Annotated in this window: 18 protein-coding genes; 9 read left to right on the top strand and 9 right to left on the bottom strand. The window is 72.9% G+C overall.

Annotated elements, in window-relative coordinates; translation table 11 throughout:
• The first annotated feature begins 271 nt into the window (after positions 1-271).
• A complete protein-coding gene (locus tag OG852_RS28925) occupies positions 272-1201 on the top strand; it encodes an RNA polymerase sigma factor SigF (protein WP_133917448.1) in 930 nt (309 codons plus the stop codon).
• Between the two features lie 172 nt (positions 1202-1373).
• A complete protein-coding gene (locus tag OG852_RS28920; protein WP_330349412.1) occupies positions 1374-2888 on the top strand; it encodes a ricin-type beta-trefoil lectin domain protein in 1515 nt (504 codons plus the stop codon).
• 121 nt (positions 2889-3009) lie between these two features.
• On the opposite strand, the gene hutI is transcribed toward OG852_RS28920, so the two are convergent.
• From hutI to hutU, 4 genes are read right to left on the bottom strand one after another with little or no spacing between them, the layout of a single operon-like run.
• Positions 3010-4185 (bottom strand): imidazolonepropionase, encoded by a 1176-nt coding sequence (gene hutI, locus OG852_RS28915; protein ID WP_330349411.1) that lies wholly within the window; start codon positions 4183-4185, stop codon positions 3010-3012.
• Positions 4186-4235: 50 nt separating this feature from the next.
• Positions 4236-5585 carry a formimidoylglutamate deiminase gene (locus OG852_RS28910; RefSeq protein ID WP_330349410.1) on the bottom strand — a complete coding sequence of 450 codons (1350 nt, stop codon included), beginning with the start codon at positions 5583-5585 and terminating at the stop codon, positions 4236-4238.
• Positions 5582-6799: an allantoate amidohydrolase gene (locus tag OG852_RS28905; RefSeq protein ID WP_133917444.1), complete on the bottom strand. Its 1218-nt coding sequence runs from the start codon at positions 6797-6799 to the stop codon at positions 5582-5584. The genes OG852_RS28910 and OG852_RS28905 overlap by 4 nt, the downstream gene beginning before the upstream one ends.
• On the bottom strand, positions 6796-8460 hold the full coding sequence (gene hutU / locus OG852_RS28900; protein ID WP_133917443.1) for a urocanate hydratase: 1665 nt from the start codon (positions 8458-8460) through the stop codon (positions 6796-6798). Before hutU ends, OG852_RS28905 begins: the two co-directional genes overlap by 4 nt.
• A 400-nt stretch (positions 8461-8860) precedes the next feature.
• Between hutU and OG852_RS28895 the strand changes: the two genes are divergently transcribed.
• From OG852_RS28895 to OG852_RS28880, 4 genes are read left to right on the top strand one after another with little or no spacing between them, the layout of a single operon-like run.
• A complete protein-coding gene (locus OG852_RS28895) occupies positions 8861-9277 on the top strand; it encodes a hypothetical protein (protein WP_133917442.1) in 417 nt (138 codons plus the stop codon).
• On the top strand, positions 9274-10215 hold the full coding sequence (locus OG852_RS28890) for a transcriptional regulator (protein ID WP_330349409.1): 942 nt from the start codon (positions 9274-9276) through the stop codon (positions 10213-10215). Before OG852_RS28895 ends, OG852_RS28890 begins: the two co-directional genes overlap by 4 nt.
• Before the next feature lie 34 nt (positions 10216-10249).
• Positions 10250-10828 (top strand): roadblock/LC7 domain-containing protein, encoded by a 579-nt coding sequence (locus OG852_RS28885; protein WP_330349408.1) that lies wholly within the window; start codon positions 10250-10252, stop codon positions 10826-10828.
• Positions 10804-11178: a hypothetical protein gene (locus OG852_RS28880; protein WP_059203185.1), complete on the top strand. Its 375-nt coding sequence runs from the start codon at positions 10804-10806 to the stop codon at positions 11176-11178. The genes OG852_RS28885 and OG852_RS28880 overlap by 25 nt, the downstream gene beginning before the upstream one ends.
• Here the strand turns inward: OG852_RS28880 and OG852_RS28875 are convergent, their stop codons facing one another.
• The 3 genes from OG852_RS28875 to OG852_RS28865 form a co-directional block, all read right to left on the bottom strand.
• Complete coding sequence (locus tag OG852_RS28875) at positions 11179-11763, bottom strand: hypothetical protein (protein WP_330349407.1); 585 nt, start codon at positions 11761-11763, stop codon at positions 11179-11181.
• 102 nt (positions 11764-11865) lie between these two features.
• Complete coding sequence (locus OG852_RS28870; RefSeq protein ID WP_330351513.1) at positions 11866-12717, bottom strand: MurR/RpiR family transcriptional regulator; 852 nt, start codon at positions 12715-12717, stop codon at positions 11866-11868.
• A 14-nt stretch (positions 12718-12731) separates the two neighbouring features.
• Entirely contained in the window at positions 12732-14258 is a 1527-nt protein-coding gene (locus OG852_RS28865; protein ID WP_330349406.1) for an aromatic amino acid ammonia-lyase, read from the bottom strand.
• Between the two features lie 248 nt (positions 14259-14506).
• On the opposite strand from OG852_RS28865, the gene OG852_RS28860 reads away from it, so the two are divergent.
• Positions 14507-14932, top strand: coding sequence for a hypothetical protein (locus tag OG852_RS28860; protein ID WP_166663540.1), 426 nt, complete (start codon positions 14507-14509; stop codon positions 14930-14932).
• A gap of 16 nt (positions 14933-14948) precedes the next feature.
• Here the strand turns inward: OG852_RS28860 and OG852_RS28855 are convergent, their stop codons facing one another.
• Together OG852_RS28855 and OG852_RS28850 are read right to left on the bottom strand one after the other, a co-directional pair.
• Complete coding sequence (locus OG852_RS28855) at positions 14949-15371, bottom strand: DUF6924 domain-containing protein (protein WP_133912359.1); 423 nt, start codon at positions 15369-15371, stop codon at positions 14949-14951.
• A gap of 368 nt (positions 15372-15739) precedes the next feature.
• Positions 15740-17128, bottom strand: coding sequence for a cystathionine beta-synthase (locus tag OG852_RS28850; RefSeq protein WP_133912358.1), 1389 nt, complete (start codon positions 17126-17128; stop codon positions 15740-15742).
• A 149-nt stretch (positions 17129-17277) separates the two neighbouring features.
• Here OG852_RS28850 and OG852_RS28845 point away from each other — a divergent pair, with 149 nt between their 5' ends.
• Both OG852_RS28845 and OG852_RS28840 read left to right on the top strand, forming a co-directional pair.
• Positions 17278-18324, top strand: a complete 1047-nt coding sequence (locus tag OG852_RS28845) for an SGNH/GDSL hydrolase family protein (protein WP_330349405.1) — start codon at positions 17278-17280, stop codon at positions 18322-18324.
• Between the two features lie 106 nt (positions 18325-18430).
• Positions 18431-19651, top strand: a complete 1221-nt coding sequence (locus OG852_RS28840) for an acetyl-CoA C-acetyltransferase (RefSeq protein WP_133912356.1) — start codon at positions 18431-18433, stop codon at positions 19649-19651.
• Positions 19652-19890: the final 239 nt, after the last annotated feature.

Here is a 19890-nt window from a genome sequence, read left to right as displayed (position 1 = left end):
GGTTCGCTCACTGCTTGGTGATTGTCTGTGGACAGCCTGCTGCATTCCCCGCCGGCCGCCCTCGCACACTACGCCTTCGTCACGTGCTCCGACACCCGAACAATCACACACAAACGGACATAACCCATCAATTCGCACTTGCGGACGGCTCGCCGGAGCCGATAGGGCTAGGAAGGAACACGCAACCGACACGGCCGGCTTTGGAGGCGCCGCACACCGTAGTGCGCTCACTGGCTTCGGCAGCCTTATGCCGAGAACGATGGAGGACACCATGTCACCCCGGCTCGACGCATCGCGTACCCCGACTGCGACGTCGACACCCCCACCGGCACAGGAACATCTGGATCCCATCGCGGAGCTCCCCGGTCCCCGTCACTCCGACGAGACCCCTCCGTACGACGAACTGATCCCCCCGCACGAGGAGATCGGACAGATCGGCGCCGTCGACGCACGGGCGCTGTCCAGGACGCTGTTCGAGCGGCTGGAGTCCCTCGAGGAGGGCACGCACGCCTTCTCGTACGTCCGCAACACCCTCGTCGAACTCAACCTCGCCCTCGTGAAGTTCGCCGCCTCCCGCTTCCGCTCGCGCAGCGAGCCGATGGAGGACATCATCCAGGTCGGCACGATCGGCCTGATCAAGGCGATCGACCGGTTCGACCTGTCCCGGGGCGTGGAGTTCCCCACGTTCGCGATGCCGACGATCGTCGGCGAGATCAAGCGTTTCTTCCGCGACACGTCGTGGTCCGTCCGCGTCCCGCGCCGGCTCCAGGAGCTGCGGCTCGACCTGGCCAAGGCGGGCGACGAACTCGCCCAGAAGCTCGACCGCGCCCCCACCGTGGCAGAGCTGGCGGAACGTCTCGGCATCACGAACGAGGAGGTCGTGGAGGGCATGGCGGCCTCCAACGCCTACACCGCCTCCTCCCTGGACGCCCAGCCCGAGGAGGACGACACGGAGGGCGCCCTCGCCGACCGCATCGGCTACGAGGACCACGGGCTCGAAGGCATCGAGTACGTCGAGTCGTTGAAACCCCTGATCGCCGAACTCCCGCCGCGCGAACGCCAGATCCTCTCCCTCCGCTTCGTCGCGGGCATGACCCAGTCGGAGATCGGCGAGGAGCTGGGGATCTCGCAGATGCACGTGTCCCGTCTGCTGTCCCGGACGCTGGTGCGGCTGCGGGAGGGCCTGACGGTCGAGGAGTAGCTCCCCCGTCGACGGCGGCCGGCCCCCAGGGGTACAGCCCTTGGGGGTCACGTCGGGGCACGACCGGGCAGGAGCCTTACCCCCGGAAACCCTCCCCCGACGCCCCTCTCGCCACTAGGGTCACCCCCACCCCAGACTGACCAGTACGTCAGCAACGGCGAGGAGGCGGATCGTGGTCCGTGCGGATGGAGACAGCGGCGAGGATCCCACCGCTTGCGGTGATTCCGACGCCCGTCTGACGGACCTGCTGCGCGGGGCGCCCGCACGCGCCCACCCGGCGCTGCGCGCGCTCCGTGCCCGTCACGAACCCGCCGTCCTGGCCTACGCGCGCCTCTGCACGACGAGCGAACCGGCCGCGCGCCGGCTGGCCGCGGAGGCCTTCACCCTCACCGCCCGCGAGACCGCGCGCGGCAGCGAACCGGGCGGCGCCTGGCTCCACCGGCTGCTGTTGCGGGTGGGGCGGGTGGCGGCGGACTGGGCCCGGGACGACCGGGCGAGCGGCCTGGACGCGGGCCTGCTGCTGGTCCTCAACACGGCTCGGGCCCCCGGCGGACCGGTGCCTCCCCTGCTGACCGCCTTCCACTCCCTCCCGCCCCGCGCGCAGGGCCTGATCTGGTACGCGGTGGTGGAGCGGGAGACGCCGGCGCGCGTCGCCGTACTCCTCGGCCTGACCCCCGAGGACGTGTCGTACGGGACGGCCCCCGCCCTGCACTCCCTGGCCGGGGCGGCTCTGCGCCTGCGCCTCGCCGTGTCCGACGACCCGCGTTGCGGGGACTTCCGGCGGCTGATCGAGGAGTCCGTACGACCGGAGGGTGCCCGGCGCAGCCCCGATCTGGAGGCCCACCGGGCGCACTGCCCGCACTGCGCGACGGCGTACGAGGAGCAGCGCGCGCTGCGGGACGCGCCGCGCACGGCGCTGGCGGAGGGGTTGTTGCCCTGGGGCGGGACGGCGTACGTGAGGGAGGAGCGGGAGCCGGCGGGCGTGGTGGTCCGGAAGCCGACACGGCGGCTTCCGCGCCCGTTGATCCTGGCCTCGGTGGTGGCAGGCGTGGCGCTGATACCCCTCTGGCTGGTCCTGATGCCCTCGGACGACACGGGAGCCCCGACGGGCGCGGCGGCGGCCGCCCCGTCGACGGCCCCTCAGGTGACGGTGACAGCGACGGTGTCGGTGCCGGCGCCCACTCCCGCACCGAGCAGCGAGTCGCCCTCGCCGAGCGCGACTGCGTCCCCCTCCCGCACGAGCGCCCGGCCGGCCCCGACCCCCACCCCGTCCCCGACGCGGGCGCCGGGTGGGACGTACGCCCAGGTCGTGAACGTCGCGACGGGCCGCTGTCTGGAGGTGGCGGGGGACTTCGACAACGGCACGGACGTGGTGACGGTGCCGTGTACGTCCTCGCCGAGCCAGCGGTGGCGGGTGGACGCGGGGCGGGGAGTGCTCCAGTCGGCCGCCGACACCGACTTCTGCCTGGACAGCCGGGGCTCGGTGGACAAGGGGGTCGGTGTCTGGCAGTGCGCCTCGGTGGAGGGCGACAACGGCGACAACCTCCGCTTCACCGTGGACGCCGACGGGACGATCCGCCCACGGATCGCGATCCTGACGGGGCTGACCGCGGACCCGGGCGGCGGGGTGTCGCTGGAGCCGCTGGACGAGGACGGGGACCAGCGGTGGCGGGCGGGCGCGCGGTGACCCCGCCCGCGTCCGTCGGGAACCCGGGCGGAAGACCGCTCTGAAAGAAAGCAGTTGGCCCGGCGTCCCCGAGTGGGAAGACTCTGCGAGTCCAGAAGAGGGGATGCTTGGCCGTTGTCACTCAGACCACCCGTACGCCCCTCTTCCACACCCCCGACACCAGCGGCACCCCGGGCCGGTAGGCCAGGTGGACGTGGCTCGGGGCGTCGAGGAGGGTCAGGTCGGCGTGGGCGCCGGGGGTGAGGCGGCCGACGTCGTCCCGGCGCAGGGCCGCCGCGCCGCCCGCCGTCGACGACCAGACCGCCTCGTCCGGGGTCATGCCCATGTCCCGGACCGCCAGGGCGATGCAGAAGGGGACGGAGGAGGTGAAGGACGAGCCCGGGTTGCAGTCCGTCGACAGGGCCACCGTGACGCCCGCGTCCAGGAGACGGCGGGCGTTCGGCCACTTCGCGCGGGTGGAGAACTCGGCGCCCGGGAGGAGCGTGGCCACGGTGCGGCTGTTGGCGAGGGCGTCGACGTCCGCGTCCGTGAGGTGGGTGCAGTGGTCGGCGCTCGCCGCGTCGAGTTCGACCGCGAGCTGGACGCCGGGGCCGTGGGAGAGCTGGTTGGCGTGGATGCGGGGGTGCAGGCCCTTCGCCTTGCCGGCGGTGAGGATCGCGCGGGCCTGGTCGCCGTCGAAGGCGCCCTTCTCGCAGAAGACGTCGATCCAGCGGGCGTGCGGGGCGCAGGCGTCGAGCATCTCGCCGGTGACGAGGGCGACGTAGGCGGCCGGGTCGTCGGCGTAGTCGGGGGAGACGATGTGGGCGCCGAGGTAGGTGACCTCGTCGGTGTGGGCGGCGGCGATGCGCAGGGCGCGGGCCTCGTCGGCGACCGTCAGGCCGTAGCCCGACTTGGTCTCGAAGGTGGTCGTGCCCTGGTGGAGGGCCTCGGAGAGGTAACGGGTGAGGTTCGCCTCGAGTTCCTCGTCTCCGGCCGCCCGCGTCGCCGCCACGGTCGTGCGGATGCCGCCCGCCGTGTAGCCGCGGCCGGACATGCGGGCGTTGAACTCCTCCGTGCGGTCGCCCGCGAAGACCAGGTGGGAGTGGGAGTCGACGAAGCCGGGGAGGGCCGCCCGGCCGTCGGCGTCGACCCGATTGTCAGTGGCGGGTGCTTTGCTTGAGTCACCGGTCCACACGACGCGGTCGCCCTCGATGACGACGGCCGCGTCCCGGACCACACCGAGAGGGGAGCCGTCACCGAGGGAGGGGTCGTTGGTGACCAGTGTGGCGATGTTGGTGATGACGGTGCTGGTGCTCATCGTCGTGTCCTCGTGGCTGACGGGGGCGGGTGCGGGGGCGGGCCCGGGGGTCACGCGCGCAGGGCTTCGACGGCCCGTGCCAGCGCCTGCGGCACATCCGGTACGAGGGTGTGGGCCCCGTCGCGTACGACGTGCCGGCCCGCGACGACCGTGTGCCGTACGTCCGCCGCGGTCGCCGCGAATACGGCGGTCTCGGCGCCGAGCCGGGGCAGCGGGCCCGCTGTCCTGACGGAGTCGAGGGCGATCGTCGTGAAGTCGGCGGGGGCGCCGGCCTCCAGGGTGCCCGCGTCGGGGCGGCCGAGGGCCGCGTGGCCGTCGGCGGAGGCGGCGCGCAGCAGGGCGGCCGCCGTCCAGTGACCGCGGGTGCGGGTGCGCAGGCGTTCGTTCAGCTCCATCGCGCGGGCCTCCTCCAGGAGGTCGATCACGGCGTGGCTGTCGGAGCCGAGGGAGAGCGGTGAGCCCTCGTTCTGGAGGGCGACGGCCGGGCCGATGCCGTCCGCGAGGTCCCGCTCGGTCGTCGGGCACATACAGGTGCCCGTGCCGCTGCCGCCGAGCAGGGAGATGTCCTCGGCGGTGAGGTGGGTGTTGTGGACGCCGGTGGTGCGGGGTCCGAGAACCCCGTGCAGGGCGAGGAGCTGGGTCGGGGTGCAGCCGTGGACCTCGTGGCAGGCCTCGTTCTCGGCGGTCTGCTCGGAGAGGTGGACGTGCAGCGGCGCCCCGCGCTCCTCGGCCCAGCCCGCCACGGTCGCCAACTGCTCGGCGGGCACGGCCCGTACGGAGTGGATCGCGGCCCCGATCCGTGCGTGATCCCGTTCCTTGAGAAGTGAACAGCGTTCCGCCCAGGCGTCCGCGCTGCCGTCGGAGAAGCGGAGCTGGTGGGAGTTGGGGGGCTGTCCGAAGCCGGAGGAGAGGTAGGCGGTGTCGAGGAGGGTGATGCGGATGCCGGCGTCGGCGGCGGCCTCGATCAGGGCCTCGCCCATCGCGTTGGGGTCGGCGTACGGGGTGCCGCCGGGGGTGTGGTGCACATAGTGGAACTCGCCCACGGCCGTGATCCCGGCCAGCGCCATCTCGGCGTACACCGCGCGGGCCAGGGCGTGGTAGGCGTCGGGCGTCAGCCGGTCGGCGAAGGAGTACATGATCTCGCGCCAGGTCCAGAAGGTGCCCGAGCCGACCTGGACGGTGCCGCGCAGGGCGCGGTGGAAGGCGTGCGAGTGGGCGTTCGCCAGACCGGGGAGGGTGAGGCCGCGCAGGATCTCGGCACCCGGGGGCGGGGAGTCGACGCCCGTGCGGACGGCGGTGATCCGGCCGTCCGTGACATCGAGGGCGACGCCTGGCTCGACCCGCGGGTCGAGCCAGGCGTGCTCCAGCCAGTAGGTCCGTGTCCGCTGCGTGGAGGTCACCTGCAGGCCAGTCCTTCCAGTACGTCGGCGAGGGCGTGCACCCCGGCCGCGCAGTCGTCCTCGGCGGCGAACTCGGCCGGGGAGTGCGAGACGCCCGTGGGGTTGCGCACGAACAGCATGGCGGTCGGGACGCGCCCGGAGAGGATTCCGGCGTCGTGTCCGGCGCCGGTGCCGAGGACGGGGACCCTGAGGTCGGTGTCCTTGCCGAGGATGCGGGCGAGTTCGTCGCGCAGGGCGTGGTCGAACTCGACGACGGGGGTGAAGGACTCCCGGACCACGTCGAGGTCGACGCCGTGCGCGGCGGCGTACGCGCGGGCGGCCTTCTCCACACCGCTCACCACGGTGTCGAGGGTGGTCTGGTCCTCGGCGCGGGAGTCGAGCCAGCCGCGCACCAGGGAGGGCACGGCGTTGACGCCGTTCGGCTCGACGGAGATCTTGCCGAAGGTGGCGACGGCGCCGGCGAGTTCGGCCTCGCGGCGGGCGGCGAGGACCGTCTCGGCGTACGACAGCATCGGGTCGCGTCGGTCGACGAGACGGGTGGTGCCGGCGTGGTTGGCCTCGCCGCGGAAGTCGAACCGCCAGCGGCCGTGCGGCCAGATCGCGCTGGCGATGCCGACCCGGTCGCCGGACAGGTCCAGCGCGCGGCCCTGTTCGACGTGCAGCTCCACGAAGGCGCCGATGCGGGCCAGCCGCTCCGGGTCGGGGCCGAGGGCCTCGGGGTCGTGGCCGGCGGCCTCCATGGCCTGCGGGAGGGTGATCCCGTCGGCGTCGGTGAGGCGGTGCGCCTGCTCGACGGTGAGCGCTCCGGCGGTGAGGCGGGAGCCGACGCAGGCGAGACCGAAGCGGGCGCCCTCCTCGTCACCGAAGTTGACGATGGCGAGGGGCCTGGCGAACTCGGCCTGCCTGGCGCGCAGTTCGTCGAGGGCGGCGAAGGACGACACCACCCCGAGGGGGCCGTCGAAGGCGCCGCCGTCGGGCACGGAGTCGAGGTGCGAGCCGGTGACGACGGCGTCCCCGGCGGCCGGGTCCCCGAGCCACGCCCACTGGTTGCCGTTGCGGTCCACCTCGTAGGCCAGACCGCGCGAGGCGGCCTGCTCCTGGAACCAGGCCCGGCAGTCGGTGTCGGCGGGGGTCCAGGCGAAACGGCGGTAGCCGCGGGAGACGGAGTCACGGCCGATGGGCAGCAACTCCGTCCACATGCTGTGGAACGTCACGCGTCGTCACCCTCGCGCATCGGCACCCGCACGCCCCGCTCGTCGGCGACGGTCTCGGCGATGTCGTAGCCGGCGTCGACGTGGCGGATGACGCCCATGCCGGGGTCGTTGGTCAGCACGCGGCGGATCTTCTCGCCGCCCAGCTTGGTGCCGTCGGCGACGGTGACCTGGCCGGCGTGGATCGAGCGGCCCATGCCGACGCCGCCGCCGTGGTGGAGGGAGACCCAGGAGGCGCCGGAGGCCACGTTGACCATGGCGTTGAGCAGCGGCCAGTCGGCGATCGCGTCGGAGCCGTCGAGCATGGCCTCGGTCTCCCGGTAGGGGGAGGCGACGGAGCCGCAGTCGAGGTGGTCGCGGCCGATGGCCAGCGGGGCGGCCAGCTCACCGGAGGCCACCATGTCGTTGAAGCGCTCGCCGGCCTTGTCGCGCTCGCCGTAGCCGAGCCAGCAGATGCGGGCGGGCAGGCCCTGGAAGTGGACGCGTTCGCCGGCCATCTTGATCCAGCGGGCGAGGGACTCGTTCTCGGGGAAGAGGTCGAGGATCGCCTTGTCGGTCTTGGCGATGTCGGCGGGGTCGCCGGACAGGGCCGCCCAGCGGAAGGGGCCCTTGCCCTCGCAGAACAGGGGACGGATGTAGGCGGGGACGAAGCCGGGGAAGGCGAACGCCCGGTCGTAGCCGGCGAGCCGGGCCTCGCCGCGGATGGAGTTGCCGTAGTCGAAGACCTCGGCGCCGGCGTCCATGAAGCCGACCATGGCCTCGACGTGGCGGGCCATGGACTCACGGGCGCGGGTGGTGAAGCCGGCCGGGTCCTTGGCGGCCGCGTCCGCCATGTCCTCGAAGGCCACCCCGACCGGCAGGTAGGCCAGCGGGTCGTGGGCGGAGGTCTGGTCGGTGACGATGTCGATGGGGGCGCCCATCGCGAGGAGCTGCGGGACGAGGTCGGCGGCGTTGCCGAGGACGCCGATGGACAGCGGGCGGCGGGCGTCACGGGCCTCGACGGCGAGCTGCAGGGCGTGGTCGAGGGAGTCGGCCTTCACATCGAGGTAGCGGTGCTCGATGCGGCGCTCGATGGCGCGCGGGTCGCAGTCGACACAGATCGCGACGCCGTCGTTCATGGTGACGGCGAGGGGCTGGGCGCCGCCCATGCCGCCGAGGCCGGCGGTGAGGGTGATGGTGCCGGCGAGGGTGCCGCCGAACTTCTTCGCGGCGACGGCGGCGAAGGTCTCGTAGGTGCCCTGGAGGATGCCCTGGGTGCCGATGTAGATCCAGGAACCGGCGGTCATCTGGCCGTACATGGTCAGGCCGAGGGCCTCCAGGCGGCGGAACTCCTCCCAGGTGGCCCAGTCGCCCACCAGGTTGGAGTTGGCGATGAGGACGCGCGGGGCCCACTCGTGGGTCTGCATGACGCCGACGGGGCGACCGGACTGGACGAGCATCGTCTCGTCCTGCTTCAGCCCCTCGAGGGTGCGCACCATGGCGTCGAAGGAGCGCCAGTCGCGGGCCGCCTTGCCGGTGCCGCCGTAGACGACGAGCTTGTCGGGGTGCTCGGCGACCTCGGGGTCGAGGTTGTTCTGCAGCATTCGCAGGGCGGCTTCCTGCTGCCATCCCAGGGCGCTCAGTTCCGTACCGCGCGGCGCTCGTACGGGGCGGGGTCCTGACATGGTCTGCCTCCTTGCGGACGGTTCGTCTCCGTCCCGACGGACTGTTGCTCTCTCTATTCACATCCTGACCCTCTGAATAGAACTAGTCAACACCTCCGCGCGAGGGCGATGCCCGCACAGGGAGGGGAGTGGGGGCGCAAGAGGGGGCGCTTGAGGCGAAAGAGGGGCGCGCGGCGTGGGTTCACCACCCCGACCGGCGCGCACGCCGTTGACGCAAACCGTGGTCAGGGTGTTGATGGGGACGCATGGGGCGTCCCACTCCTAAACGGGGCCAGCCGACCCACCCTAGTCACTCGGTCGCATGTTCCGCTGGAAAATGCCAGATCCCTCATCCGTCGCGCATACGTTGCGTAGCGTCTCCCTCACTCATCCGAACCGCGGGCGGGAGGAGAGCCGAACGGTGCCCGGAATCGACGAGTGCCTACTGGAGGCCATGCGGCTGCCCGGGGCCCGGGGAGCAGCGCTGGTCGACTGGACCAGCGGGCTGGCGCTGGGCGCCGTCGGGGAGTTCCCGGGCGGCGACCACGAGGTGGCCGCGGCCGAGGCCGCCGAGGTGGCGCGGCTCACGGCGGAACAGCGGGCGTTCACCCCCGAGGGCTACGACGCCCGTCACGAGGGTGACGCCCAGGCGGCGGCCGAGCCCCCGGTGGAGGACCTGATCATCAGCAACCGGGACAGCTACCACCTGCTGCGCTTCGTACCGACGTCCTTCGACAGCAGCGTCTTCCTGCATGTGTGGCTGGGCCGGTCGGACGGCAATCTCGCGCTGGCCAGGATCCGGCTGGGCGAGATGGCCGGACGGCTGGTGCTGGGATGACGCTCGTGGGGACGACACCGCAGAACACGACCCCACCGCCCCGGCTGCCGGTGCGGGAGAGATCGACGGCCCGGGAGACCAGGGGCGGGCTGTCGCCGATGCTGACCCGGCTCGCCTCCGAGCGGGCCACCGGCGTCCTGGAACGCGAGCGCGGCGCGCTCTACCTCGCCGAGGGCCGGGTGGTGCACGCCGAGAGCCCCCTCGCTCCGGGCCTCGACGTGCTCCTCCTGACCCACGGCACGCTCGACGGCGTCACCTGGCAGCAGGCACTGGACCGGGCCGACGCGGAACACGGCGCACTGCGGCTCCTCCTCGACGCCGACCGGATCCCGCGCGGCGCGCTGGAGCTGTGCCATCTGGCGGCGCTGTACGACGCGGCGTACTTCGCGCTCGCGCCCAGCAGCACCCCGGGCCGCTTCCGCTACGGCGCCGGGCATCCGCTCGGCGGGCTGCGGCCGGTGCCGGTGGGAGCGCTGGAGCGCGAGACGCTGCGCCGCCGCGAGCTGCTGGACCGGCTGTGGCCGGACCCGCTGGCCGACGGGGCGCCGCTGGTGCGGGCCGAGGCCTTCGCCGCCCCGGCACCGACCGCGCGGCAGCGCGCCGTCCTGGCACTGGTGGACGGGGTGCGCACGGCGTCGGACATCGCCCGGGAGCTGGGCCGGCAGGCGTTCCACACCCTGGTGGACGTCCGCCGGCTGGCCGCGGCGGGCCTGCTGACCGCGCTGTTCCCGCCGCCGCCCCCGCCCTGCATGCCGACCGGGGCGCAGCCGGCCGCGGGGACCCCGGGAGCGCCGGGGGTCCCGGGTGGGACGGACGGGTTCGGCACCGCCGGGGCGCCCCCCACCGCCAACCCCCCGCCCGCCGCCTCCCTGCCCCGTGTCAACGACCCCGACATCACCTTGCTGAAGAGGCTCAGAGATGCGCTGGAGGCCCTTTGAGCGGCAGCGACCGCGCGACGGGAGGAGCGAGCTGATGGCCGCCGGCCCCGAGATCCTCGAGGAACTCCGCCGGCTGCGGGCCCGGGTGCCGCAGCTCACGGGCGCGCTGGCGGCCGGGGTGGACGGCCTCGTCCTCGCCCACGACACGCCCGGCGTGGAGCCGGAGGGGGTGGCCGCGCTGACCGCCGCCGCCCTCGGGGTCGCCGTACGGCTGACGGACAGCACCGGCCAGGGCGATCTGCGGGAACTCCTGGTGCGCGGGCGGTACGGCTATGTCGCCACGTACGCGGCGGGCGGCCATGCCGTGCTGACGGTGCTCGCGCAGGACCGCGTCAACGTCGGGCGGCTGCACCTGGAGGGGCGCCGGGCCGGGGCCCGGATCGGGGAGCTCGTCGACACCTACGAGGCGAAGGCGCGGGAGGCGCGGGCCCGGGAGCCGAAGGCGCTGCCCGCGAAGCCGCCGGCGCAGCCGCCCGTGCGGACGCCGGCCAAGCCCACCGCCGCCCCCCTATGGACCAGATCGGCGCGCGACACCTCCACGGACGCGCGCACCACCACGGAAAGTCGAGAGGAACCGAGGAACACGTCATGGCCAACACCGAAACCGCACTGAAAGAGGCACTCGCCACCATCGAGGGGGCGTCGGCCGCCGCCCTCGTCGACTACACCAGCGGGATGGCGCTGGGCACGCTGGGGGGCAGCAAGACCTTCGACCTCAACGTGGCCGCCGCGGGCAACACCGACGTGGTGCGCGCCAAGATGCGCACCATGGAGCACCTCGGACTGAAGGCCCAGATCGAGGACATCCTGATCACGCTGTCCGACCAGTACCACCTGATCCGTCTGATCAGCGGGCGCGGCGGCAACGGGCTCTTCCTGTACCTCGTCCTGGACGCCAAGCGGGCCAACCTCGCGATGGCCCGCCACCAGCTCCGCAAGATCGAGGAGGATTTGGAGGTCTGACTACGCGTACATCTCGGTACGGCGGCGGGCCCCGCCCGGGGCCGCGTCGCCCGCCCCGACGCCGGTGCTGCGGTACGCCTTGACGGCCTTTCCGGCCGGACGGCCGCCGTACCGGCCGAGCCGGTCGACGCGCACCCACAGCAGCGCGTCCCCGGCCCGCTCGCGCCGCCCGAGCCAGGCGGCCTTCAGCCGGAGCCCGGTGCCGCAGCCGGCGAGCAGCATGCCGGCGGCGGCGGGCACGGCGAAGGAACTGCCCAGCGCGGCCGCGAAGGCGAGCAGCAGCCACCAGCGGTGGCCGCGTCGCCAGGTGCGGACGGTGACCGCCCGGTCCTGGAGCACATCGTGTTTGCCTGCCCGGGCGGCACCGCCCGCGAGCTTCGTGTAGCGCTTGCGGCCGTACAGCGCCACCACGGCCGCCGCCACGAGGAACAGGGCGGCCCCGGCCATGACCCCGATCCGGCGGCCGGTGAGTCCGGGCGGCAGCACGCCGACCCCCGCCGTGAACACCCCGCACCACCACAGCGGTGCGGCCCCGGCCCGTACGACGACGGCCACCCGGGCCAGCCCCTGACCTCCGCGTGCCACGTCCGCCTCCTCGTCACTCCGGCACAGTTGTCGTTGGCCGTTCAGGGTAGGCAGCGAAGGTGAGACGAGTCTGAGAGAGGCCCCCGAAAAAAGACCCGGGGCCTACTCGACGAACAGCCCCCGTGCCGCCGCCCGCGCGTCGAACTCCTCCAGGCGGGCCTGCGCGTCGGGCAGGTCGTCGCACATCGCCTCCAGCAGGACCCGGCCCAGCAGCATCGGCGCGCACGCCGTGTCGAAGGCGAGCCCGGTGCCGACGGCGGCGGGCAGCAGCAGGTCGGAGACCTTGGCGACCGGCGCGAACGCGGAGTCGGCGACCGTGACGACGGTGAGCCCGGCCTGCTTGGCGTAGGTCAGCGTGTCCAGGACCTCGCGCGGATGCCGGGGCAGCGCGAAGCACAGCAGAGCGGTGGCACCGGCCCGTACGGCGGCGTCGATCCGGTCCTGGATCATCGTGCCGCCCTCGTGGAGCAGCCGTACGTCCGGGTGGACCTTGGCGGCGAAGTACGCGAAGCCGTACGCCTGGGAGGCGGCGGCCCGCAGGCCCAGCACCGGCAGGGGCCGGGAGGCGGCCAGCAGCCGGCCCGCGCGGTGCACCGGGCGCGGGTCGGCGAGGAGTTCGGCGAGGTGCCGCAGGTTCTCGATCTCGGCCTCGACGGCCTGCTGGTACTCGTTGTACGACGCCGAGCCGGCGGGCTGTTCGGCGGGGGCGACCTCGCGCAGGTGCTTGCGCAGGGCGGGGTAGCCGTCGAAGCCGAGGGCGACGGCGAACCGGGTCACGGACGGCTGGCTGACCCCGGCCAGCTCGGCCAGTTCGACGCTGGAGAGGAACGGCACGTCGGCGGCGCGCCGCACCATGCTGTGGGCGATGCGCCGCTGGGTCGGCGTCAGCCGGTGCCCCTCGAAGAGCGCCTGCAGCCGTCCGGCGGGTGTGTCCGCCACGCCCCTGCCGTCCATGTCGGTCTCCGCGCTCATGCCCCGCTCCCCCTCCAGATGTCCGTGAACCGGTCCAGCAGCCGGGCCGCCGCGCCCACGTCGTCCGTGAGCGGCCGGTCGGCCTGGTCCGCGTCGAGCACCGCCTCGGCGAGCTCCAGCGCACGCCCGGCCGGAACCCCCGGCGCGGGCCGCAGCTCGCGCTGGCGCAGCGCCCGTACGGCGGCGACGAGTTCGCAGCCGACCACGAGACGGTACGCGCCGCAGGCGCGCAGTGTCTGCCGGGCGGCGAGGGAGGCGAAACTGGCCTGTTCCTCGACGCCTCGGGAGAGTACAGCGTGGCCGAGCGAGGCGGGGGCGGAGAAGGCCCGCAGGTCGCCGAGGGCGGCTCCGGCGGCGTACTCCAGGATCATCACGCCGGAGGAGGCGGGCCGGTCGTCGGCGAGGAAGGGCCGCAGCCGGGTGTAGGCGGGCTCGTTGAGGGTGGAGAGCCGGGAGGTGGACAGCCGCGCGACCTGGGTCAGTGAGAGTCGGAAGTGGTCGAGGGCGAGGGCGAGTTGGGCCTGGTAGAAGCCGCCGTGGTGGTAGGCGGTCAGGTCCTCGGGGGAGATGAGGGGGTTCTCGGCGGCGGCGTTGATCTCGATGGCGAGGACCTCCTCCAGGGTGTCGGCGGCGTCGTGCGCGGGGCCGTGGATCTGGGGCAGGCAGCGGAAGCCGTACGGGTCCTGGATGCGGCCGAGCGGAGGGGCGGGCCGGTCCTCGGCGCCGGTCAGCTCGCGCATCCGGCGGGCGACCTCGCGCGAGCCGCGGTGGGGGCGGGCGGCGTGCACGGGGGCGGCGTACGCCTCGTGCGAGCCGTCCACGGCCAGCAGGGAGAGGGCGGCGACGACCTGGGTGGCTTCGAGGAGTCCGCGCAGCTCGTGCAGGGCGAGGGCGGACTGGCCGAGGGTGAGGGCGTTGCTGCTGATCAGGGCGAGGGCGTCGTTGTTGTCGAGGGGCTGGGGCCCGGGGGCGCCGTCGCCGCGCCAGGGATGCTCCCCGGCCAGCGCCAGGCCCACCTGGGCCAGCGCCGCCAGGTCTCCGGTGCCGACCGATCCGAACTCGTTGACGACCGGGTGCGCGCCGCTCTCCAGGGCCTCGCACAGGGCGGTGACGACGCCGGGGCGCAGTCCCGCTCCGCCGGCGAGGAGCTGGTTGGCGCGGACGGCGAGCATCGCGCGGACCTGCCGGGCGGGGAGTTCCTCGCCGATGGCGCCGGCATGGCTGCGCAGCAGCCGCAGCCCGTGCTCGGCGGCCTCCTCGGTCGGCACGTCCTCGTTGCGGTTGGCGCCCACGCCGGTGGAGCGGCCGTAGACACGTCCGGTCGCGGCGATCTGCCGGGCGGCGTCCCAGACCTCCGTCATCCGCCGCATCGCGTCGGTCCCGGGCACCGGCCGGGCGGCGCCGTCGGCGAGACGGACGACGTCCGGGACGCCGAGGGCGACGCCGTCGAGAACGACGAGGCCGCTGTGGCCGCTGTGGCCGCTGGGCGCGACACCGGAGGCGTCCACGATCCGAGACGACATTGACCTCAAATCCTCGAGCCGTTGACGAGTTATTCAGCTACCAAGAACTCTGCATGACGTTATACAGCCAGGCAAGGGACATCCCATGATCCAGTCCGGCTGCGGCAAGGCCGACGCCACCGCCCGGACACGATGTCGGACCAGGGCCGCGCCCCGGCGGGCCCGACCCCGAAGAGGGGGGCTATCCCCCGTGCGGGGACCGGCCGCGCTGCCTACCGTGGGTGTCCATGACGGGATGGGAGACCACCATGGACGCGCGCGACAGCGACCTGAAGAAGGAACTCGACGCCACTCTGCAGACCCGCAGGGAACTGGGCGAGGAGTACGAGTCCGCGCTGGTGGAGTCGTTCCTGGAGAAGGTCGACCAGCGCATCGACGCGGCCGTGGAGCGCCGGGTGCGCCGGGGGTTCGCGGAGGCGCAGACGGCGACGGCCCGCGACTCCCGCTCCCCGAGGGCCACGGACTCCTGGGGCGAGCGCTTCGGCTTCGGCATCGTCTCGCTGGTGCTGGCGGTCCCGCTGTCCGCGATCGGCGCGGGCACCGCCCATCTGCCCGGTCTGATCGTCTCCTGGGTGGGCATCGTCGGCGTCAACGCCGTCCAGGCGGCCCGCAGCAACCCCGGCCTCTTCGGCTCCCGTCGCCGCACCGCGAAGAACAGCGACTGGGAGGGCTGAGGGCCCTCCGGCGGACTCAGCCGTCCCAGCCGCGGAAGGTGCCCGTGGCGTCGGCGCAGTCGGCGAAGTCCGCGAAGTCCAGATTGGCGATCGAGAGGTTCGCCGACAGGTCGGGGAACCACGCCGGCGGCACCCGGACCGTCCGCCCCGGCTCGTCGTAGAGGTCGACGGCGAGCAGGAAGCGCTCCGGGCCGTCGGCGAGCGCCTTGGCGTCGGCGAGGAAGACATGGGTGAGCTGCTCCTCCTCGTCCGCCGCGCCGTCCTCCTCCAGGAGCGCGGGAATGCCCGCCCCGTCGTAGCGCGGGTCGCTGACCCAGGTGGCGTGCGGGCCGCCGTCCGCGCCGTCGAACACGGCGCGCAGCGCGTCCCAGGCGGCGTCGTCGGAGAAGTCGGTGCGCAGGACGAGCGAGGTCAGGTCATCGGGTCGGGGCAGCGCCATACGGCGATCTTCTCACCCGGTGGCGGACCACCCGGAAAAAGCTGTGCGCGGGGACCGCCGCACCCCCGTTGCCGGGGGGCGGGACGACGGCGGTCCCCGCGAGGGACGCGGGCCGGGTCAGGCCGGGCTTGCGCGTCCATGGCGTCCATGGAGGTCCGGGAGCCGCTCCGGAGGTCCGTGACGCCGTTCGGTTGTCGGCCGGGGCGGGGAGCCGCTCCCGCCCTGCCGACACCCCCTAATGTGCCGGACCCGTGTTAAGCGTGTGCTGCGTGGACGTGACGCGCTCGTACCACTTCCGCGAAGTCCACCGCTTCGGTGGGTAAACGGAACTTCCGCTACGGCACCGGCGGTTCACCGGACGTTCGCCGTCACTTACCGCCCTTGGCCAGGAAGGCCAGCAGGTCCTGGCGGCTCACCACACCGGTGGGCTTGCCCTCGACGAGGACGATCGCGGCGTCCGCGGTGCCGAGCACGGACATCAGGTCGCCGACCGGTTCGCCGGAGCCGACCTGCGGCAGCGGGGCGGACATGTGCTTCTCCAGCGGGTCGGAGAGCGAGGCCCGCTGGGTGAACAGCGCGTCGAGCAGCTCGCGTTCGACGACCGAGCCGACGACCTCCGCGGCCATGACGTCCGGGTGGCCGGCGCCCGGCTTGACGATCGGCATCTGCGAGACGCCGTACTCCCGCAGCACCTCGATGGCCTGACCGACCGTCTCGTCGGGGTGCATGTGGACGAGGGACGGCATGGCGCCGTGCTCCTTGTCGCTCAGGACGTCACCGACGCGGGCGGACGGGCCCTCGTCCTCCAGGAAGCCGTAGTCGGCCATCCACTCGTCGTTGAAGATCTTCGAGAGATAGCCGCGGCCGCTGTCCGGCAGCAGCACGACGACCACGTCGTCGGGCCCGAGCCGCTCGGCGACCCGCAGCGCCGCGACGACGGCCATGCCGCAGGAGCCGCCCACGAGGAGCCCCTCCTCCTTGGCCAGCCGGCGGGTCATCTGGAAGGAGTCCTTGTCGGACACGGGGACGATCTCGTCGGCGACGGTCCGGTCGTAGGCGGTCGGCCAGAAGTCCTCGCCGACACCCTCGACGAGGTACGGCCGCCCGGAGCCGCCGGAGTAGACGGACCCCTCGGGGTCGGCGCCGACGACCTGGACGCGGCCGTCGCTGGCGTCCTTCAGATAGCGCCCGGTGCCGGAGATGGTGCCGCCGGTGCCCACGCCCGCCACGAAGTGCGTGATCCTCCCCTCCGTCTGCTCCCACAGCTCGGGACCGGTGGAGTGGTAGTGGGAGAGCGGGTTGTTGGGGTTGGAGTACTGGTCGGGCTTCCAGGCGCCGGGCGTCTCACGCACCAGCCGGTCGGAGACGTTGTAGTACGAGTCCGGGTGCTCGGGGTCCACGGCGGTCGGGCAGACGACGACCTCCGCGCCGTAGGCCCGCAGCACGTTGATCTTGTCGGTGCTCACCTTGTCGGGGCACACGAAGATGCACTTGTACCCCTTCTGCTGGGCCACGATGGCCAGTCCGACGCCGGTGTTGCCGCTGGTCGGCTCGACGATCGTGCCACCGGGCTTGAGCGCGCCGCTCTCCTCCGCGGCCTCGATCATGCGCAGGGCGATGCGGTCCTTCACGGAACCGCCCGGGTTGAAGTACTCCACCTTGGCCAGAACGGTGGCCTGGATGCCCTGGGTCACGCTGTTGAGCTTCACCAGCGGGGTGTTGCCGACGAGGCTGATCATCGAGTCGTGAAATCGCACCGTTGTCTCCGGTTGCTTGCAAAAACAGTGGTCGTAGTGGTTACGCCAGCCTACGGCCCGTCCGAGAGGTTCACTCCCCGTCGAGATTGGCCGACGGTCCGTACGGGGCAAGGAGTGGGTGTACGGACACGAGGAGGTGGCGGCGAGGCATGACGAGCATGTCGAGGGCGAGAGTGGCCCGGCGCATCGCGGCCGGCGCGGCCTATGGCGGCGGCGGCATCGGCCTGGCCGGGGCGGCGGTCGTGGGACTGCTGCTGGCGGAGGCGCGACTGGCCCGGCGCCATGTGAACGGAGGCGGCGAGCGCATCCGGGTCCCGCACGCGGACGGCCGCTACGGCAGGACGTACGACGCCCCCGGCGCCCCCGCCGCCGAGCCCCTGCGTCTGGTCCTGCTGGGCGACTCCACCGCGGCCGGCCAGGGCGTCCACCGCTCCGGCCAGACCCCGGGCGCGCTGCTGGCCTCCGGTCTCGCCGCGGTCGCGGAACGCCCGGTGGTGCTGCGCAACGTCGCCCTGCCCGGCGCCCGGTCCGACGACCTCGACCGCCAGGTCGCGCTGGTCCTCGGCACCTCCGACCAGGTGCCCGACATCTGCGTGATCATGATCGGCGCGAACGACGTCACTAACCGCATGCCGCCGACCCGCTCGGTCCGTCATCTCGCGGCGGCGGTACGACGGCTGCGCACCGCCGGCGCGGAGGTGGTCGTCGGCACCTGTCCCGACCTCGGCACGATCGAGCCGGTCCCGCAGCCCCTGCGCTGGCTCGCCCGCCGGGCCTCCCGCCAGCTCGCGGCCGCCCAGACGATCGGCGTGATCGAGCAGGGCGGCCGCACGGTGTCGCTGGGCGACCTCCTCGGCCCGGAGTTCGAGGAGAACCCGCGCGAGCTGTTCGGCCCGGACCACTACCACCCCTCGGCGGAGGGTTACGCCACCGCCGCCATGGCCGTCCTGCCCACCGTGTGCGCCGCGCTCGGCCTCTGGCCGGCCGATGAGGAACGCCCGGACGTCTCCCGCCGCGAGGGCTTCCTGCCGGTGGCCCGTGCGGCGGCGGAGGCGGCGTCGGAGGCCGGCACCGAGGTCACGGCGGCGATGCCGACCGGTCCGCGGGGCCCCTGGGCCTTGCTGAAGCGACGCCGCAGGAGGAGGGTCGAGGAGACCGAGCCGAGCCGGCCGGCACCAGACCAAGCAAGCGCTTAGAAAGTGCGGCCAGGGTCACACGGCAACCACCGTGACCCAGCCCATACGTACGGGTAACTTCCCAAGCAGCCGTGCCCGTACGAACCCTTCCGCCACTGGAGCCGTGATGCCCGAAGCCGTCATCGTCTCGACCGCCCGTTCCCCGATCGGCCGCGCCGTCAAGGGCTCTCTGAAGGACCTGCGCCCGGACGACCTCACCGCCACGATCATCCAGGCCGCCCTGGCGAAGGTCCCCGAGCTGGACCCGAGGGACATCGACGACCTCATGCTCGGCTGTGGCCTCCCCGGCGGCGAGCAGGGCTACAACCTGGGCCGGATCGTCGCCGTGCAGATGGGCATGGACCACCTGCCGGGCTGCACGATCACCCGCTACTGTTCCTCGTCGCTCCAGACCTCCCGCATGGCCCTGCACGCCATCAAGGCCGGCGAGGGCGACGTCTTCATCTCGGCCGGTGTCGAGATGGTCTCCCGGTACGCCAAGGGCAGCTCCGACGGCCTCCCGGACACCAAGAACCCCCTCTTCGCCGAGGCCGAGGCCCGCACCGCCGCCACGGCCGCGTCCGAGGGCTCCACCTGGCACGACCCGCGCGAGGACGGCCTGCTCCCCGACCCCTACATCGCGATGGGGCAGACGGCGGAGAACCTGGCCCGCTCCAAGGGCGTCACCCGCCAGGACATGGACGAGTTCGGCGTCCGCTCGCAGAACCTCGCCGAGGAAGCCCTCAAGAACGGCTTCTGGGAGCGCGAGATCACCCCGGTGACCCTCCCCGACGGCACGGTGGTCAGCAAGGACGACGGCCCGCGCGCCGGCGTCACCCTGGAGGCCGTGTCCGGCCTGAAGCCGGTCTTCCGCCCCGACGGCCTGGTCACGGCCGGCAACTGCTGCCCGCTGAACGACGGCGCCGCCGCGGTCGTCATCATGTCCGACACCAAGGCCCGCGAGCTGGGCCTGACCCCGCTCGCCCGGATCGTCTCCACCGGCGTCTCCGGCCTCTCCCCCGAGATCATGGGCCTCGGCCCGGTGGAGGCCTCGCAGCAGGCCCTCGGCCGCGCCGGCCTGACGATCGACGACATCGACCTGGTCGAGATCAACGAGGCTTTCGCCGCACAGGTGATCCCCTCCTACCGCGACCTGGGCATCGACCTCGACAAGCTGAACGTCAACGGCGGCGCCATCGCCGTCGGCCACCCCTTCGGCATGACGGGCGCGCGGATCACCGGCACCCTCATCAACTCCCTCCAGTTCCACGACAAGCAGTTCGGCCTGGAGACGATGTGCGTCGGCGGCGGCCAGGGCATGGCGATGGTCATCGAGCGCCTCAGCTGACGACCGCGCCGACGACCGTCTCTGCGTAACCGTTTCGGCACCTGCCGTCACGTCATGGCCCGGAGTCCGGGAAACCCCTGGACTCCGGGCCGTTCTGTGATCCAATCATCCCCAGGATGTGACCTATCTCCCTCTCACGGGGATTTACGCAGCTCAGCACCGTTCAGCGGCAAACCCCGGCGTCAATTTCCTGTCCGTTTCGTGACGTTACGCACTGACAGCGGGATAGTCCGCCCTTC

The organism is Streptomyces sp. NBC_00582 (assembly GCF_036345155.1).
GTDB lineage: Bacteria > Actinomycetota > Actinomycetes > Streptomycetales > Streptomycetaceae > Streptomyces.
The sequence above is the reverse complement of the archived record's forward strand: the minus strand, read 5'-3'. Positions and strand labels throughout refer to the sequence as shown.